Source organism: Streptococcus sp. HMSC10A01 (assembly GCF_001807785.1).
In the GTDB taxonomy this organism is placed as follows: domain Bacteria; phylum Bacillota; class Bacilli; order Lactobacillales; family Streptococcaceae; genus Streptococcus; species Streptococcus gordonii.
The window spans coordinates 171413-185931 of record NZ_KV790969.1 but is presented as its reverse complement, the minus strand read 5'-3'; the positions used below and the strand labels follow the sequence as shown (position 1 = coordinate 185931).

Annotated in this window: 17 protein-coding genes; 12 read left to right on the top strand and 5 right to left on the bottom strand. The window is 40.8% G+C overall.

What is annotated here, in order from left to right; all coding sequences use genetic code 11:
- Positions 1-93 precede the first annotated feature (93 nt).
- Together HMPREF3108_RS05620 and HMPREF3108_RS05615 are read left to right on the top strand one after the other, a co-directional pair.
- The gene (locus tag HMPREF3108_RS05620; RefSeq protein WP_045773911.1) at positions 94-660 is read left to right on the top strand and encodes a TetR/AcrR family transcriptional regulator; all 567 of its coding nucleotides are present in this window, start codon (positions 94-96) and stop codon (positions 658-660) included.
- Between the two features lie 17 nt (positions 661-677).
- Positions 678-1145, top strand: coding sequence for a deoxycytidylate deaminase (locus HMPREF3108_RS05615; RefSeq protein ID WP_070493698.1), 468 nt, complete (start codon positions 678-680; stop codon positions 1143-1145).
- A 76-nt stretch (positions 1146-1221) separates the two neighbouring features.
- On the opposite strand, the gene HMPREF3108_RS05610 is transcribed toward HMPREF3108_RS05615, so the two are convergent.
- Genes HMPREF3108_RS05610 through HMPREF3108_RS05595 form a run of 4 tightly spaced genes read right to left on the bottom strand, consistent with a single transcriptional unit; the run spans position 1222 to position 4165 of the window.
- On the bottom strand, positions 1222-2076 hold the full coding sequence (locus tag HMPREF3108_RS05610; RefSeq protein ID WP_048774704.1) for a cysteine ABC transporter substrate-binding protein: 855 nt from the start codon (positions 2074-2076) through the stop codon (positions 1222-1224).
- An 11-nt stretch (positions 2077-2087) separates the two neighbouring features.
- Positions 2088-2846 (bottom strand): amino acid ABC transporter ATP-binding protein, encoded by a 759-nt coding sequence (locus tag HMPREF3108_RS05605; protein WP_061586258.1) that lies wholly within the window; start codon positions 2844-2846, stop codon positions 2088-2090.
- 1 nt (position 2847) lies between these two features.
- On the bottom strand, positions 2848-3525 hold the full coding sequence (locus HMPREF3108_RS05600; protein WP_061586257.1) for an amino acid ABC transporter permease: 678 nt from the start codon (positions 3523-3525) through the stop codon (positions 2848-2850).
- Complete coding sequence (locus HMPREF3108_RS05595; protein ID WP_048779385.1) at positions 3485-4165, bottom strand: amino acid ABC transporter permease; 681 nt, start codon at positions 4163-4165, stop codon at positions 3485-3487. Before HMPREF3108_RS05595 ends, HMPREF3108_RS05600 begins: the two co-directional genes overlap by 41 nt.
- Before the next feature lie 337 nt (positions 4166-4502).
- Here HMPREF3108_RS05595 and HMPREF3108_RS05590 point away from each other — a divergent pair, with 337 nt between their 5' ends.
- The 5 genes from HMPREF3108_RS05590 to HMPREF3108_RS05570 all read left to right on the top strand — a co-directional run bounded on the left by HMPREF3108_RS05590 (position 4503) and on the right by HMPREF3108_RS05570 (position 9577).
- Positions 4503-4991 (top strand): hypothetical protein, encoded by a 489-nt coding sequence (locus tag HMPREF3108_RS05590; protein ID WP_048779387.1) that lies wholly within the window; start codon positions 4503-4505, stop codon positions 4989-4991.
- Positions 4992-5475: 484 nt separating this feature from the next.
- Positions 5476-6666, top strand: a complete 1191-nt coding sequence (gene metK, locus HMPREF3108_RS05585; protein ID WP_048779390.1) for a methionine adenosyltransferase — start codon at positions 5476-5478, stop codon at positions 6664-6666.
- 59 nt (positions 6667-6725) lie between these two features.
- Positions 6726-7652: a helix-turn-helix transcriptional regulator gene (locus HMPREF3108_RS05580; RefSeq protein ID WP_048779392.1), complete on the top strand. Its 927-nt coding sequence runs from the start codon at positions 6726-6728 to the stop codon at positions 7650-7652.
- A gap of 83 nt (positions 7653-7735) precedes the next feature.
- Entirely contained in the window at positions 7736-8101 is a 366-nt protein-coding gene (locus HMPREF3108_RS05575; RefSeq protein WP_008808817.1) for a nuclear transport factor 2 family protein, read from the top strand.
- A gap of 228 nt (positions 8102-8329) precedes the next feature.
- On the top strand, positions 8330-9577 hold the full coding sequence (locus tag HMPREF3108_RS05570; RefSeq protein ID WP_070493693.1) for an MFS transporter: 1248 nt from the start codon (positions 8330-8332) through the stop codon (positions 9575-9577).
- 95 nt (positions 9578-9672) lie between these two features.
- Here HMPREF3108_RS05570 and HMPREF3108_RS05565 read toward each other — a convergent pair whose 3' ends face one another.
- Positions 9673-9843: a DUF3042 family protein gene (locus HMPREF3108_RS05565; protein ID WP_008808815.1), complete on the bottom strand. Its 171-nt coding sequence runs from the start codon at positions 9841-9843 to the stop codon at positions 9673-9675.
- A gap of 81 nt (positions 9844-9924) precedes the next feature.
- Between HMPREF3108_RS05565 and miaA the strand changes: the two genes are divergently transcribed.
- The 5 genes from miaA to HMPREF3108_RS05540 all read left to right on the top strand — a co-directional run bounded on the left by miaA (position 9925) and on the right by HMPREF3108_RS05540 (position 14496).
- Positions 9925-10839, top strand: a complete 915-nt coding sequence (gene miaA / locus HMPREF3108_RS05560) for a tRNA (adenosine(37)-N6)-dimethylallyltransferase MiaA (protein WP_070493691.1) — start codon at positions 9925-9927, stop codon at positions 10837-10839.
- 1 nt (position 10840) lies between these two features.
- On the top strand, positions 10841-12079 hold the full coding sequence (hflX, locus tag HMPREF3108_RS05555; RefSeq protein ID WP_070493689.1) for a GTPase HflX: 1239 nt from the start codon (positions 10841-10843) through the stop codon (positions 12077-12079).
- Positions 12072-12695, top strand: coding sequence for a hypothetical protein (locus HMPREF3108_RS05550; RefSeq protein WP_061585143.1), 624 nt, complete (start codon positions 12072-12074; stop codon positions 12693-12695). The genes hflX and HMPREF3108_RS05550 overlap by 8 nt, the downstream gene beginning before the upstream one ends.
- 10 nt (positions 12696-12705) lie before the next feature.
- Complete coding sequence (gene rnz / locus HMPREF3108_RS05545; protein WP_061585142.1) at positions 12706-13635, top strand: ribonuclease Z; 930 nt, start codon at positions 12706-12708, stop codon at positions 13633-13635.
- A gap of 105 nt (positions 13636-13740) precedes the next feature.
- Positions 13741-14496 carry an SDR family NAD(P)-dependent oxidoreductase gene (locus HMPREF3108_RS05540; protein WP_048779409.1) on the top strand — a complete coding sequence of 252 codons (756 nt, stop codon included), beginning with the start codon at positions 13741-13743 and terminating at the stop codon, positions 14494-14496.
- Positions 14497-14519 lie beyond the last annotated feature (23 nt).

Sequence of the window (14519 nt, the reverse complement as noted above, 5' to 3'; positions counted from 1 at the left end):
GACAAAGATTGTGTCTTTTTTTACAATTATATCATGAAAGACTTTTTCCAGAAAGCTATTGATATCCGATGAGACAAGAAGGAAGAAACTGTTATGCCTGAACGTAAAATGTCCAAAAAATCTCTTGAAAACTTAACGATTTCCAATCGGGAATCCAATCGTTTAACTCGCGAATCTTTGGAAATTTCCTTATTACAGTTATTAGAAAAAAAAGAATTGGCTAAAATCACTATTTCTGAGTTAGTAAACCGTGCTGGCGTATCCAGAGCGTCTTTTTACCGAAACTACAACTCAAAAGAAGAGATTCTAGAGGAGCTTTTCGGCCAGACTGTGCATAATATTATGGAAAAAATGGCTCAGTTTGATTTTAAGACGGAGCTTTACCAAGTATGGCTTGCTCTGTTTAAAGAGGCACAGAAGGAAGCGCACCTCATTCGTTTAGCTGTTGAGTATAATTTAGAGAAACACTTGACGCAAGCAGTTTTTAACTTTTTAGAGAAAGGTCAAGAGTCCAAGAAAGATGCTTCGTCCTACGTTAATTCTTTCTGGAGCTCAGCTTTGGTTTCTGTCCTGTCAAAATGGATCAAAGAAGGCATGAAAGTACCAGCTGAAAAGATTGCTTCTCTTGGTTTGCCTTTAATGGTTCAAGAAAATATCTAGTAAAGAAAAGAGAAAAAATGGAAACAAAACGATTAGCTTGGGATGAATATTTTGCTGCACAGGCTCTTTTGATTGCCAATCGCTCGACTTGTAAGCGCGCAAGAGTAGGAGCGGTTTTGGTCAAAGACAACAAGGTTATTTCTACGGGATATAATGGCTCCGTATCAGGAACAGAACATTGTATTGATCACGAATGTTTGGTAGTCGATGGCCACTGCGTAAGAACCCTACACGCTGAAGTTAATGCTATTTTACAAGGCGCTGAAAGAGGTGTTCCAAAAGGATTTACTGCCTATGTAACTCATTTTCCCTGTCTCAACTGTACCAAGCAGTTGCTCCAGGTTGGATGCAAGCGCGTAGTCTATATCAATCAGTATCGGATTGACGAGTATGCTGAGTACTTGTATCGCGAGAAAGAAGTGGAATTAGTGCACCTGCCTTTAGAGGAAGTGAAGTCAGCCATATCGGAAACAGATTTTATTTAAAAAGTGACTATCCTAGTTATTGTTTAAGATAAAAAGGCTCTATCATTTCGATAGAGTCTTTTTACGATCTTACTGATTATTTGACTTGACCACCTTCTACAACAAGATCATCAGCCTTAGCTGCATCGCCGTAGGTAGGGTGAAGAGTTTTTTCATAAGCCTTATGGAAGAAGTTTTCCTTACCAAGCTTTTCAATATCTTTGTTGATAAAGTCAAGAAGTTCTTTGTTTCCTTTTTGAACGGCTGGAGCAATAGTATCAGGGTCACCTAAAGAAGTTATACCAACTTCGTAACCCTTGTTTTCAAGAGCCCAAGCTAGGACTTCAGTGTTATCCGTTGAGAAGGCATCACCACGTCCATCAAGCAGAGCTTGGTAGGCGTCACTGTATTGATCATATTTTTGAAGTTTAACTTCTGGGTGATTCTTTTCAAAGTATGTTTCAGCTGTTGTACCTTTTGTCACGATCAAAGTTTTTCCTTTAAGTTCCTTAACATCTTTTATAAGTGCATCTTTAGGAGAAACGACTCCCAGCGAAACCTTCATATAAGGAAGCGCAAAGTCAACTTGTTTCTTGCGTTCATCTGTTACAGTGAAGTTTGCCAGTGTAATATCAACCTTGTTTGAGATCAAGTACTCTGCACGGTTGGCTGCGTCAACGGAAACATATTTAACCTTGACTCCAAGATCTTTTGCAAGTTGATTTCCAAGTTCGATATCGTATCCTTGGTAAGAACCATCATTATCAACATAACCAAAAGGTTTTTTGTCTCCAAAGACTGCGATACGAAGCTCGCCACTTTTCTTAATTTCATCAATGGTCCGAGCCTTAGAATTTGATGCATTTGAGTTTTTGCTAGCACCACAAGCTGTGATAAAGACTAGAGCAAGGGCAAGTGTCATTACAGTTAAAATTGATTTAATTAGTTTCATAATCGTCTCCTTTATAGATATGAGCCAAATTGGCTAAAGTCAAATACGTTTAAAAATTCTTGCGCTCTTTTTGTTTTAGGATTGGTAAAGAAAGAGTGAGCATCTCCCTCTTCAGCAATCTGTCCTTGGTCCAAGAAAATGATTCGATCAGCAATAGCTTGAGCAAATTGCATTTCATGTGTGACTAGGATCATGGTGCGTCCTTCTTGGGCAAGATCATTAATTAATTCTAGCACCTCTCGTACCATCTCAGGATCTAAAGAGGCGGTTACTTCATCGAAAAGGATGATTTCAGGATGCATGAGAAGGGAACGAACAATTGCCACCCGTTGTTTTTGACCTCCAGAGAGCTGTCTTGCGTAGCTATGCTTTTTATCTAGAAGTCCAACACGTTTCAGTAGTTGTTCGGCTTCCTGAATGACTTCCTCTTTCTTACGTCCCTGGGCCTTTGTTGGTCCTAAAATAAGATTTTGCAGAACATCTAGGTGTGGAAAGAGTTCGTAGCTTTGGAAAACCATTCCAATTTTCTGACGGACAAGATGAAAGTTCTTTTGATTGCCTGTGATGGATTGGTCATCTAAGAGGATATCGCCTCCTTGAATATTTTCTAAGCCATTAATACAACGAAGAAGTGTACTTTTGCCACATCCTGATGGGCCCAAAATCACGACTACCTCACCTTTTTTAACTTCAAGTGAAAGACCTTGAAGGATAGGATTGTCTCCAAAGGATTTCTGAAGGTCCCTTATTTTTAAAATCGTTTCAGACATACTAATTACTCCAGTGTTTTTCTAAATGACCCGCTAACTTGGAAATAGGGAAGCAGACAAGAAAATATAAAACAAGAATGGTTCCATAGATCCAAAAAGAAGCAGTAGGAATGGTCAATCGGTTGCTATCGATAATTTGCTGGCCGACCTTAGTCACCTCTACAACACCAATCAAAACGACTAGCGAAGTTGTTTTGATCATACGTGTAATCAGGTTAATGGCTTGTGGTAGTAAACGTCTTAGAACCTGTGGAATGATGACATAATAGTAAAGCTGAGACTTGGTTAAACCAAGCGCTTGGCCACTTTCAAACTGGTGTTTGGGTAGAGAAGTGATTGCTCCTCGAACCAAGTCCCCCATTTCAGCAGTTCCCCAAAGAGTAAAGACAATGATGGCTGAACTCTCGCCTGAGATATTGATATTAAAGTTACGTGCTAACCCAAAGTAAACAATAAAGAGTAAGACGAGCTGGGGCATTATTCGGATGAATTCTAAATAAAATCGAGTCAGTAGACGAACGATTTTAGATTGAGAAGTCATGATGATTCCCAAAAAAGTACCAAGGATCATGGATAATAGAACGGAAATAACTGAAATACCAATTGTGACTCCCAAGCCCTGTAAAATACGAAGGAGATTATTTCCCTGAAAGAGTACCTGGATTCCCGAATCCTGCATGGCGTAATCTCCTTTCTATCCAACCAAAGAGAAGTGAAATTGGCAATAACATGAGCAGATAGGCAAGAACCAACATGGCCAAGGCGATATCTGTCTCGTAGTAGAGTCCAATCAAGTCCTTGGCCACATACATAAGATCTGCTAAAGCTACTACAGAGAAAACTGAGGTTTCCTTGATTAAGAAAATAACATTGGCACTAAAGGAAGGAAGTGCTACAGCAGTCGCTTGTGGAAGAACAACGTAGCGAAAAACTTGTCTTGGTGTCAAACCAATAGAGAGACCAATTTCATGCTGGGTTTGACTAACAGCTTCCAAGCCACTACGGAAGGATTCAGCCATGTAAGATCCGCCTAAGAAAATGAGACCGATTGTCGCACAAGCTTCTGAAGACAAGACAAGACCAATCCTAGGTAGCCCAAAATACAGAAAGAAGAGCTGAATCAATAGTGGCGTGTTTCGAGATAGCTCAATGTAGGCAGTAGCTAGCTGACTCAAAATGGGAACACGGTAGTGTCGGATGATACTAACAACCAAGCCTAAAAGAAATGAACCAATTATCCCCCAAACTGCGATATGCAGAGTCAAAAAGAAGGCCTGCTGGTATAGTGGATAGTACTGTTCGATAATAGACCAATCCAAAAATGAATTCCTCCCCTCCCTTAACTCAGGAAAGTAAAATCGTCCCTGAACTTATCGGTTTAATAGAGTCATTTTATCATCAATTACACTGTTTGAATAATATGTATATTTTATCGGTCTGATAGAAAAAATTTATAAGGACTGCCAAAAAGATTGTATTTTAGTAACTGATCTAGACAAAGATGTTTGTCTAGATGCTGGATTGTTTTGAGAGAAGATGGATATACTTGATTTTTATACTGAAAATAATTAAAGAATAGAGTATAATGGATATAGAAAAATATGAAAGAGTATTTTGTTTTTTTAAAGAAATATAACAGTAGGATGGATCAATCAAATGTCAAATAAAGAGATAAACCAGGAGTTAAGTCAAAGGCGTAATGAAATAAGTCCAGAGATAGATAACGAAAAAAATAAGGAGAAGATTGAAGAAAAACAATCTATTGATGAAGCAAATGGGTCAGAACAAGTGGTAAAAGATTCAAAAGAGATCAAGTATACATCGGCTCTTCTTTCATTTTCCTTCTTCTCATCGATCATTTATCTGATTCTTTTCGTGTCACTTTTTAGTATAGCTTTACCATGGGGAATTGTCTTGTTGATTTTTCTAGGCCCTAGCTTAATTTGTTTTTTTATTGCAACTTTTTTAACTAGGGTTGGGATGACTAATGGGAGGAAAGGTTTACTATATGCAAGTTCAGGTATTTACCTGATTTCAGCTCTTTGTGCAGGAGATCCTGATTGGCATCTTTTTCAAATAGCTCCTTTTGTTTTCGCAGTTCTTGTTTTGGTTGGAACGCTAGTAGCTAAAGAAGAGAAGAGATGATATGGCGCGAAGTCATATCTTTATCTATTAATGGTTCCGTACAAACTTTCTTGTGCGTTGATACTTGGTACATCTTTTACGCCCTTTTTGATTGTACCCATTGTAATCGTAGCTCTAATCAGGATTGGTTTGCTAAAAACAGCAGATTCATAATTTTAAAAAGGTATAGTTTATGTCTATACCTTTTTCTTTTTTTAAACAAAGGAGTGTTAGCGTAAATTATGTTATAATGAAAAAGTTATATAGTCCCGATAAGATGGTAGGAAACTTCTATCAGTTCTTTGTAACTCGCAAACAATGACGGCTCCAAAGTCGCTCGTCATTCTACGGTTGCCGCTATACTTCGGACACCCATGCGCCTTACTAGCTTCGGAAATAAAAAGGTATCGTTTTTATTTCTTTCGCGTCGTAACTCTTAGACAATAGAAACACCTATCAGTACTTTGTAACTCTATAACAATATTTTTTAAGGGGGGACATTTCTATGTCAGAACGTAAACTTTTCACGTCTGAGTCTGTATCGGAGGGACATCCCGATAAGATTGCAGACCAAATTTCCGATGCTATTTTGGATGCCGTCTTGAGTCAGGATCCAGATGCCCATGTGGCTGCTGAAACAGCTGTTTATACAGGCTCTGTTCATGTTTTTGGTGAGATTTCGACTACAGCTTATGTAGATATTAACCGTGTGGTTCGTGATACAATTGCAGAGATTGGCTACACCAATACAGAGTATGGCTTTTCGGCAGAGACCGTCGGTGTGCATCCATCTTTGGTGGAGCAGTCGCCAGATATCGCTCAGGGTGTCAATGAAGCTATAGAGGTTCGTGGGAATGCAGATCAAGATCCATTGGACTTGATCGGTGCTGGCGACCAAGGGCTTATGTTTGGCTTCGCAGTGGATGAAACACCGGAGCTTATGCCATTGCCTATCTCACTCAGTCATAAGCTAGTCCGTCGATTGGCAGAGTTGCGCAAATCAGGAGAGATTGGCTATCTGCGTCCAGATGCTAAGTCACAAGTGACTGTTGAGTATGATGAAAATGGCCAGCCTGTGCGCGTGGATACGGTGGTTATTTCGACCCAGCATGACCCAGAAGTGACCAATGAAGAGATTCATCGTGACGTGATTGAAAAGGTGATTAAAGCTGTTATTCCTGCCCAGTATCTGGATGATAAGACAAAATTTTTCATCAATCCAACCGGACGTTTTGTAATTGGCGGCCCGCAAGGTGACTCTGGCTTGACTGGACGTAAGATTATTGTGGATACTTACGGCGGTTATGCTCGTCACGGTGGCGGTGCCTTCTCTGGTAAGGATGCAACCAAGGTCGATCGCTCAGCTTCATATGCAGCTCGATACATTGCTAAAAATATCGTGGCGGCGGGACTGGCTAAGAAAGCAGAGGTACAGCTAGCTTATGCCATTGGTGTGGCTCAGCCGGTTTCTGTACGTATCGATACTTTTGGCACTGGAGTAGTTGCAGAAAGCAAGCTTCAGGAAGCTGTTCGTCAGATTTTTGATTTGCGTCCGGCAGGTATCATTCAAATGCTTGATCTGAAACGTCCAATCTATCGTCAGACAGCTGCTTATGGCCATATGGGTAGGACAGATATTGATCTGCCTTGGGAAAAAACGGATAAAGTTCAAGCGTTGAAGGAGTATCTAGCCTAATTATAAAGAGTTGCAAGATGAGTATTTGATGGTTTCTACTTTATAGAAAAATAAAGATTATGAAATTAGAACGATTAATTTATATTTTATTAGCCCTTTTGAATAAGAGACAGATAACAGCTAAAGAAATTGCTGAACGTTTTGAAATATCTACTCGTACAGTATATCGAGATATGGATACGCTCAGCTTAGCTGGAATCCCTATTTACTCTGAACGTGGGGATAAGGGAGGCTTTTATATACCAGATGACTACAAGATGGACAGCAGCTTTTTCACAGAAGAAGAAAAGCAGTTTATCATCAATATGAGCCAAAATGTTGGCAAAATTGTCGGTCGTCCAAGTTTTGACAGCATTGAGCATAAGCTTACTTCTCAAGAAGTGACTGATAATGTTAATCCTTTTTACTTCGATCTTACTTCATGGTCTCTCAATACAAATTATTTACTTGAAATGGAGCAGGCTATACAAACTGGAAAGAAAGTTTCCTTTTCTTATTTTTCTAAAAAACAGGAACGAAGCCAACGAACGATTTTTCCATACCGTCTGATTTTTAAACTAAATGCTTGGTATGTTATCGGCTACTGTTTAGAAAAGTTAGATTTTCGTATTTTCAAGCTTAGTAGAATTCGTGATTTGCAGCTAGTAGATGAGGGGATAGAAGTTGATGACTACCCACTTTTATCTCAAGAGAAGCTAGATCTTTTTCTAAATCCATCCAAAGATAAAGTTGAAGGCAGTAAAGAAGAAGTGGAGTTGATTTTCACAGAATTTGCACTTCCAAAAATTTATGACCACTTCACAGAAGAAGAAATCACTGTTGAGCAAACCAGAATAATAGTCCATGCTTTCAGAGCATTAACACCGGCCTTTTTCGAATTGATTTTAAGTTTTGGTCAGCAAGTAAAAGTCAGATCGCCCAAAAAACTGCAGGATAAATTAATTGATACTCTTCAAAAAAATCTTCAGCAATATGACAGACTGTAGTCATATTGCTTTTTGTATACTCTTAAGTGGGCATAAACTTTCATTGGTTTGAAAACAGCCTAAATAATTTTTGGAGGTTCCAAATGGATACAAGAACATTAGCAGAAAGCTATTTTACCGCAGTCAATAAAGGTGGCTGGGAAGATTTCGTAGCTGAAAACTTTGATTATGGTATGTGTGACAGTCAGGAAATCAGGCGAGGTCGTGATGTTTATCTGCAAGGTGCAGGTCAATTCTATGCTTTAAGTCAGCATCTTGAAGTGAAGAAGTTACTGGTAGATGGAAGAGAAGTAGTGGCTTTAAACCGCTATCGCTTGCAGTCGCCACAAGGAAATCAACTAGAGTTGGATGTGGCGGAATTTTTAAAATTTGACGAATCAGACAAATTGATAGCATCCAACATTTACTTTGATACTCATCGTTTCCAAGAGTTTATGCAGGGCAAATAATTCTTAAGTTTCATTTGACAAATAGTAGAACTTGTTTTATACTGTTAAAAATTAAATATGACTTTAAACATGTTCCGTGAGACATGAAAGTTCTAAAATGAGACTAGCAATTGCTATGCTCTAATTTTCTGTAAACTTTTAGAGGTTGGGAACATGATTTCCAACCTCTTTTTAAAGTATATTCAATTTAATAAATGCAGTCTGTGAGCTGCGATTAAGGAGAATCATATGTCAAAATTGTCTTTAGACAAAAACAATCAACGGGCTTTAGTCGCTGCGATTGTCGCTTCTGGAACAGATGACTTAAATGTCATGTTTCTGGCCTTTTCAATGTCCTCTATCATCTCAGAACTTGGGATTAGTGGTGCTCAGGGTGGTTGGATAGCTACTATAACTAATTTGGGCATGCTTGTTGGGGGATTAATTTTCGGTCTGTTAGCTGACCGATATCACAAATTTAAGGTTTTTAAATGGACCATTCTCATTTTCTCTCTGGCGACGGGCCTGATTTTCTTTACGAAAGACGTCAATTACCTTTATATTATGCGCTTTATTGCAGGCATGGGTGTCGGAGGTGAATATGGCGTGGCTATCGCTATAATGGCAGGAATTGTTCCGCCAGAAAAAATGGGGCGGATTTCATCGCTAAATGGTATTGCGGGACAGATAGGATCGATTACATCGGCTTTACTTGCAGGCTGGCTAGCTCCTGCTCTTGGATGGCGTGGGCTCTTCCTCTTTGGGCTAGCACCCATTGTCTTAGTACTATGGATGGTTTTAGCTATTGACGATCAGAATATTCGTGACGACGGTGGAGCTAAGGTAGAAGAAGAAACAACACAACCTGTTAAAATAAGTCAGCTATTCAAAACACCAGCTCTGACATCACAAACCATAGCTCTAATGGTTATGACGACCGTGCAAATCGCTGGTTACTTCGGAATGATGAACTGGTTACCGACGATTATTCAAACTAGTTTGAACATTTCTGTCAAAGACTCTTCTCTTTGGATGGTGGCAACCATTTTGGGAATGTGCCTAGGAATGTTGACTTTTGGACAAATTTTGGATAAATGGGGACCTAGAGTCGTATACTCTGGCTTCCTTCTTGCATCATCTATCTGTGTCTATCTTTTCCAATTTGCAAATTCTATGGCCACTATGGTAATAGGCGGAGCTGTTGTTGGTTTCTTTGTGAATGGGATGTTTGCTGGCTACGGTGCAATGATCACTCGTCTATACCCTCATCAAATTCGATCAACAGCTAATAATGTTATCTTAAATGTTGGACGAGCAATTGGCGGATTTTCATCTGTTATTATTGGAAAGATTTTGGATATCTCAGGTGTTTCAACAGTTATGATTTTTCTTGCCTCTTTGTATCTAATCAGTCTAGCTGCTCTTTGGACAATCGGCAATTTGAAATCTGATATTTATCAAGACCTAGGTCAAGGTCTTGAAGCAGAAAAAGCGTAGCCATTAAATAAAAAAAGAGAAAGAGAATTATTCTTTGTCTTTTTATGATCATGTAAAAAACTCTCTACTTTAAATAGAGAGTTTTAAGGTTACTCTTAGTGTGCTACGCGTTTGCGAGCCGCTTTTTTACGGTTTTCTTCAATGAAAGCTGCTTTTTGCTCTTCAGGTTCGATAACTTTTTTCTTGACAGTATAAACTGCACCTGCTACAGCAGCAACAGTAGCTGCAACGCCTGTAAGTACGCCTTTTCCAAATCCTTTAGCCATAAGATTTCTCCTTTTCTGAACTTTAATTATTTATGTTATAATTAATAGTAACGGAAAATCAAAATTTTTTCAAGGAAAAAAATGAAAACTAAGATAATTGTAATTGTAGGGCCTACGGCAGTTGGAAAAACGGCTCTGAGCATTAAGGTTGCTAAAACCTTTAATGGTCAGATCATCAGTGGTGACAGTCAACAGGTCTATCGTGGCTTAGATATTGGCACGGCTAAGATTCGTCCTGAGGAGCAGGAGGGCATTCCCCATCATCTGTTGGATGTGCGGGAGGTTGGAGAAAGCTACTCGGCCTATGATTTTGTGACTGAGGCAGCTCAGGCCATTCGTGAGATTGAAGCTCAAGGACAGCTTCCCATCATTTGCGGTGGTACAGGACTCTATATCCAGAGCTTACTTGAGGGCTATCATCTGGGTGGCTCCGTTCCTCATGAGGAGATTCTGGCCTATCGGGCGCAGCTGGACAGTTGGTCAGATGAGGATTTGTTTGGGAAAATAGCAGAGCTGGGTATCGAGATCCCCCAGATAAATCGCCGTAGGGCTATGAGGGCGCTGGAGATTGCTCAGTTAGGTGGTCAATTAGAAAACAGCCAGCCGGATTATGAAGCCCTGCTGATTTGCCTAGATGATGAGCGAGAGCGACTTTATGAGCGAATCAATCAGCGAGTAGATCTGATGATAGAAGATGGTCTCTTAGAAGAAGCTCGTTGGCTTTATGAACAGGCTCCAACCAGTCAAGCCAGCAAGGGGATCGGCTACAAGGAACTTTTCCCCTACTTTGCAGGTCAGGTGAGCCTAGAGGAGGCCGTGGACAAGCTCAAGCAGAATACCCGTCGTTTCGCCAAGCGCCAGCTGACTTGGTTTCGCAATCGGATGTCCGTAACCTTTTATCAGGTGGGAAATCCAGACTATAAAAATCAGGTTATGGAGGACATCAAGAATTTTCTGGACAAGCAGCTGGCTGACCAAGTCATAGTAAGGATATGAGATGATAGAAACAGAGAAAAAAACAGAGCGTGTCTTTCTGGTTGGTGTGGAACTAGCAGACACGGAGAATTTTGACCTATCCATGGAGGAGCTTCAAAATCTGGCTAAGACGGCAGGGGCGGAAGTAGTTGGCTCTTATAGTCAAAAACGAGAAAAGTATGATAGCAAGACCTTTGTCGGCTCTGGCAAGTTAGAAGAAATCCGGCAGATGGTTGATGCCGAAGAAATTTCGACCGTTATTGTCAATAACCGTCTGACACCTCGCCAAAATGTCAATCTGGAGGAAAGTTTGGGGGTCAAGGTCATCGACCGTATGCAGCTGATTTTGGATATTTTTGCCCTGAGAGCTAGGAGTCATGAGGGCAAGCTGCAAGTGCATCTGGCCCAGCTCAAATACCTCCTGCCTCGCTTGGTCGGCCAGGGCATTATGCTCAGCCGTCAGGCTGGTGGAATTGGCTCTCGCGGTCCTGGTGAAAGCCAGCTGGAGCTCAATCGGCGTAGTGTCCGCAATCAGATTCATGATATTGAGCACCAGCTCAAGGCAGTGGAGAAAAATCGGGCTACCGTTCGTGAAAAACGACTGGAATCCAGCATTTTCAAAATCGGCCTCATCGGCTACACCAATGCAGGCAAGTCAACCATCATGAACTGCTTAACCAGCAAGAGCCAGTATGAGGCCGACGAACTCTTTGCGACGCTAGACGCCACGACCAAGAACATCAACCTTAGTGGTCAATTAAACGTCACTCTGACGGATACGGTTGGTTTCATTCAGGATTTGCCGACGGAGCTGGTGTCAAGCTTTAAGTCTACTCTAGAGGAGAGTAAAAATGTCGATTTGCTAGTCCATGTTATTGACGCCAGCGACCCTCACCACGAGGAGCACGAAAAGACTGTCCTCGACATTATGAAAGAGCTGGACATGCTGGATATTCCCCGTCTGACTCTCTATAACAAAGCGGACAAGTCTGAGGATTTCACTCCAACCCTGACTCCTTATTCTTTGATTTCAGCTAAGGCTGATAATAGCAGAGCTGTGTTGCAGCAAGTCCTGCTGGAGCGGATGAAAGAGTTATTTTTGCCTTTTACCATCAAGGTAGCGCCGGCTAAAGCTTACAAGATTCATGATTTAGAGAAAGTCGCGATTATGGGGAATCGAGAATACATAGACGATATCGAAGTTATTTCAGGCTGGATTGCCGAGAAAAACAAATGGAAACTGGAAGAATTTTATGACTGATTATATTGACTTGGCCCTCAAATACGGTGGTTTTACAAGCCTAGACAGGGTCTACTTAGAACAAGTATTGACTGGTCTGACAGAAGAGCAGAAGCGTATCTTCATCACGCCACCGCCCAGCGTTATCAATGCTTACTTTGCTGAGCTTTATCAAAAGAAAAGTCCGGAAGCCGCGACAGAGTACTTCTTAGAAATCAGTCAGGCTTTGGACTTATGGAATGCGGAGCCTAGCTTTGTAGAAAATAAACCTTTTGTCCGGCTTAATCTTTCTGGCAAATCCTATGGATTTTGCTACGAGAAGAAGGAAGTCGGCATGGTCTTTCCTGAAAAGCCTGAGCCTGTAACAGATGACTTGCTCTTTGAAATTGCTCAAGTCTTTCCACAATACTTGGTCTATGAAGAAGCTGGGCGAATAAAAATGGTGCCTCTCAAAGCTGAGTCGCAAGTCGTGGACAGTCAGGCGCTGACTGCTTTGACTGATTGGCAGCAGCTAGCCGATGGCAGCCAGAGAGTTCTGGGCTACAATCAAGATGAAGTCAGTCAGCTGGCTCAGGCCTATGCTGGCAGAAAATACTATCACTCGCAGAATCGTTCTGCCATGATTTATATCATTTAGAAAGAAAAACATGCAATTACAATTTTTAGGAACCGGAGCCGGTCAGCCCTCCAAGGCTCGCAATGTGTCCAGCCTTGTCCTCAAGCTGTTAGAGGAGATCAATGAAGTCTGGATGTTTGATTGTGGTGAAGGTACTCAGCACCAGATTTTGGAGACGACGATTAAACCGCGCAAAATCAGCAAGATTTTTATTACTCACTTGCATGGCGACCATATTTTTGGACTGCCCGGCTTTCTGTCCAGTCGTTCTTTTCAGGCTAATGAAGAGCAGACGGATATAGAGATCTATGGCCCTAAAGGTATTAAGAACTTTGTTATGTCCAGTCTTCGAGTTTCTGGTTCTCGTTTACCTTATCGAATTGATTTTCATGAATTTGATGAAAATAGTTTGGGCAAGATTTTAGAAACGGACAAGTTTACTGTTTATGCAGATAAGCTGGATCATACGATTTTTTGCGTTGGCTATCGGATAATGCAGAAAGATTTGGAAGGCACGCTGGATGCAGATAAGCTACGAGCAGCGGGGGTTCCCTTTGGCCCTCTCTTTGGCAAAGTCAAGAACGGTCAAGACATCGTCCTAGAAGATGGTACAAAGATTATCGCAGCAGACTATATCTCAGCCCCTCGTCCTGGGAAAACAATTACTATTTTAGGGGACACAAGGAAAACAGATTCTAGTGTACGCTTAGCTGTGGCGGCAGATGTTCTTGTACATGAAGCTACCTATGGTAAGGGAGATGAAAAGATGGCCCGTAAGCATGGGCATTCTACCAATATGCAGGCAGCTGAAGTAGCCAAAGAAGCTGGAGTTAAACGACTTCTTCTCAATCACGTCAGTGCTCGGTTCTTGTCGAAAGATATCAGCGTTATGCGACAAGATGCTAGTACAGTTTTTGAAAATGTTCATGTGGTTAAGGACTTGGAAGAAGTTGAAATTTAAGGATATTAAAGGGACTTTTAATACAAGAAAAAATTACAATATTGACAAAGAGGCGGGAGATTTTCCTGTCTTCTTTATGTTATAATGTAAAAAAAAGGAGAAAGAATGAGAACAATCATCATCACAGGAGCTAGTGGAGGGCTAGCACAGGAAATGGTTAAACTTTTATCTAAGGATAAATTGATTTTGGTAGGACGTAGCAAGGAAAAGCTTGAAAAACTATATGGAGAAAAAGAGAATCTTGACTTAGTGGAACTGGATATTACAGATAGCTCAGCTTTGGAGAGATTTGCTGAGCAGATTGATAGTCAGTACGGCCACGTTGATGTTCTAGTCAATAACGCTGGCTATGGGATTTTTGAGGAATTTGACAAAATCAGCTCCAGTGATATTGAGGCCATGTTTGAGGTCAATACCTTTGCCCTGATGAATCTGTCTCGTATCTTTGGAGCCCGAATGAAGCAGGCAGGTCAAGGACATATCATCAATATCGTCAGCATGGCTGGTCTCATTGCAAGTAGTAAGTCCAGCCTTTACTCTGCGACTAAGTTTGCAGCTATTGGTTTTTCTAATGCCCTTCGCTTGGAACTCCTGCCTTTTGGTGTTTATGTTACGACGGTTAATCCCGGGCCTATCAAAACAGCCTTTTTTGATCTAGCCGATCCTGATGGATCCTATGTTAAAGCAGTTGACAAGTATATCTTGGAGCCTGACTTTGTAGCAGGCAAAATTGTCAGCTCTTTCGGCAAAAAGAAACGGGAAATTAATCTCCCTGAGATTCTCAATCTTGCTCATAAATTTTATACCCTGTTTCCAAGAATAGCTGATAAATTGGCGGTTAAGATGTTTAATTATAAATAAAAGTTAAATTTCAACTTTTTAGA

Coding starts and splice junctions, on each gene's coding strand:
- HMPREF3108_RS05620 (WP_045773911.1), top strand. CDS start 94: ATGCCTGAACGTAAAATGTCCAAAAAATCTCTTGAAAACTTAACGATT.
- HMPREF3108_RS05615 (WP_070493698.1), top strand. CDS start 678: ATGGAAACAAAACGATTAGCTTGGGATGAATATTTTGCTGCACAGGCT.
- HMPREF3108_RS05610 (WP_048774704.1), bottom strand. CDS start 2,076: ATGAAACTAATTAAATCAATTTTAACTGTAATGACACTTGCCCTTGCT.
- HMPREF3108_RS05605 (WP_061586258.1), bottom strand. CDS start 2,846: ATGTCTGAAACGATTTTAAAAATAAGGGACCTTCAGAAATCCTTTGGA.
- HMPREF3108_RS05600 (WP_061586257.1), bottom strand. CDS start 3,525: ATGCAGGATTCGGGAATCCAGGTACTCTTTCAGGGAAATAATCTCCTT.
- HMPREF3108_RS05590 (WP_048779387.1), top strand. CDS start 4,503: ATGTCAAATAAAGAGATAAACCAGGAGTTAAGTCAAAGGCGTAATGAA.
- metK (WP_048779390.1), top strand. CDS start 5,476: ATGTCAGAACGTAAACTTTTCACGTCTGAGTCTGTATCGGAGGGACAT.
- HMPREF3108_RS05580 (WP_048779392.1), top strand. CDS start 6,726: ATGAAATTAGAACGATTAATTTATATTTTATTAGCCCTTTTGAATAAG.
- HMPREF3108_RS05575 (WP_008808817.1), top strand. CDS start 7,736: ATGGATACAAGAACATTAGCAGAAAGCTATTTTACCGCAGTCAATAAA.
- HMPREF3108_RS05570 (WP_070493693.1), top strand. CDS start 8,330: ATGTCAAAATTGTCTTTAGACAAAAACAATCAACGGGCTTTAGTCGCT.
- HMPREF3108_RS05565 (WP_008808815.1), bottom strand. CDS start 9,843: ATGGCTAAAGGATTTGGAAAAGGCGTACTTACAGGCGTTGCAGCTACT.
- miaA (WP_070493691.1), top strand. CDS start 9,925: ATGAAAACTAAGATAATTGTAATTGTAGGGCCTACGGCAGTTGGAAAA.
- hflX (WP_070493689.1), top strand. CDS start 10,841: ATGATAGAAACAGAGAAAAAAACAGAGCGTGTCTTTCTGGTTGGTGTG.
- HMPREF3108_RS05550 (WP_061585143.1), top strand. CDS start 12,072: ATGACTGATTATATTGACTTGGCCCTCAAATACGGTGGTTTTACAAGC.
- rnz (WP_061585142.1), top strand. CDS start 12,706: ATGCAATTACAATTTTTAGGAACCGGAGCCGGTCAGCCCTCCAAGGCT.
- HMPREF3108_RS05540 (WP_048779409.1), top strand. CDS start 13,741: ATGAGAACAATCATCATCACAGGAGCTAGTGGAGGGCTAGCACAGGAA.